Annotated in this window: 3 protein-coding genes; all 3 read left to right on the plus strand. The window is 58.4% G+C overall.

Annotated features, from left to right (window positions below):
- Positions 1-827, plus strand: an 827-nt coding sequence (locus tag ABIC63_RS29860; protein WP_354322465.1) for a TrbL/VirB6 family protein, incomplete at its 5' end; no start/stop codon positions are given.
- A gap of 25 nt (positions 828-852) precedes the next feature.
- Positions 853-1,080, plus strand: coding sequence for a hypothetical protein (locus tag ABIC63_RS29865; protein WP_354322466.1), 228 nt, complete (start codon positions 853-855; stop codon positions 1,078-1,080).
- 182 nt (positions 1,081-1,262) lie between these two features.
- On the plus strand, positions 1,263-1,609 hold a 347-nt coding region (locus ABIC63_RS29870; RefSeq protein WP_354322467.1), incomplete at its 3' end, for an RHS repeat domain-containing protein.

The raw sequence follows: 1,609 nt of genomic DNA on the forward strand, positions 1-1,609 counted from the left end.
CCTCCGGCATGGGCAACCCGATCACTGCGGCGATCGCTAAGCCATTGGCCGACGCCATCGTGGACTACGACCTGGGCCCACGGGTACAAGGGCTTGCGGGCACCGTCATGGCAAGCTTTGGCGTGGCGGCCGGGGCTGCGTCCGGCAACGTGCTGCTGACCGGCCTGTCACTCGATCAGATGTATGCGCAGGCGAGCATGGCGGTGTTCGGAACGCCCGCAGCCACAGTGCTCAACAGGGGACTGCAGGAGGGGCTGGGTCTGTCGCCGGCCGGGGCGGCGATGGGTGAGATGGCGCTCACAATGGGGGCGGCTGCGGGGCCTGCGGTTGTGAGTGCTTTGCGTAGTAGAGTTGCCATCACCTTGGACGGGGTAGCCGCTGGCAGCGCAAATAGCGGTCCAGTGCTTGGGGGCCGAGGCCCTGCGACAGCATGGAGGGGATTTGATGAAACTCTCGCAGGCGGCCCTGTACGTGATTTCACAACCGATGGTGTGCGCATCTCACAACGAGGGATTGATGTCGTAGAAAGACACGTTGCCCGGTTCGGCGCAGATGATGCCAACAATGTAATGATTAGTCGTCTACGCCAAATTGCGGCTGGGCAAATTTCACCTGCGGAGCAAGATCTAAATTTTTACACCCACGAATTAAGAGAGTTCGTTAGGTACCGAAAGATGGGATGGGAAACAGGTGTCCCGCATAACCCAGATCAAGCGCGTCAACTTTGGTTGCAAACCCACAGCGCAAGTTTGGCCGATTACAATTTGCCCTTAAAATCAGAAAATCTACTATATCATCCAGATGCTTTGAAAGTGATGGGGTGGTAATATGATTAGAATAAATTCAACGGAAATGCTTGTCTTATCTCTAGTTGCGCAACGCAGCGGGAATTGCAATTGGCACACACTGGGAAGACGAGTGTTGAGTAGTGGCGGTGACCCTGCTGAATTTGACCGAGCCTTTAAATTTTTGCGAGATGAACTCAAATTTTTAGAAGAAAAAAAGGTTGAGGGAGAGGCTCTTCCAAAATTGTTTCTTACTAAAGAAGGCGCCTATGCTCTAGCCAATTCGGCAATGTGATCTGGGAGAGCCTTGCAGCAGCCAACAGCAGCGAAGGGACCTACGTCTCGCAGGAACAGAGGCTGCGCGATCAGTTCTGGGAGCAGTCGCTGGGCCAGTGACGTCGAGAAGCCCGAGCATGTGGCAGTCCACGATGAGCGATGCGGATGCACGCTGGCTGCTGGGCGACCGAGCGGACGCGTATGCGCGACAACCGGGCGTGCAGCTCGGTTGGCCAGAGCACGGGCCTCGATGGCGTGGCCGACTGGGTCCGCCCCGTGGTGCAGCAGAACGTGGACCGCTGGGGCAACGTTCTGAGCATCAGCGACCCGCGCTCCACGGCCTGGAAGACCACCTACCGCTACAACGCCAACAACCAGGTCATCGAGCAGGTGCAGCCCGACAGCAACGGCTTTGCCAGCGCCGCCTCGCCCGTCACCCGCATCGCCTACGACGTCGGCCCTGCAAAATTCAGAGAGCCACCCAGCCGACGCGAGCGGCCCTGGCTTTGCCCACGCCCGAGGCCACTGCAAGCGAGTGCACCAGCATG

Origin of the sequence: Pseudacidovorax sp. 1753, assembly GCF_040544975.1 — a bacterium.
Taxonomy (GTDB): Bacteria; Pseudomonadota; Gammaproteobacteria; order Burkholderiales; family Burkholderiaceae_C; genus Xenophilus.

Excerpts from the sequence above, each read along its gene's own strand:
- ABIC63_RS29865 (WP_354322466.1), top strand. The coding sequence starts at position 853 with ATGCTTGTCTTATCTCTAGTTGCGCAACGCAGCGGGAATTGCAATTGG.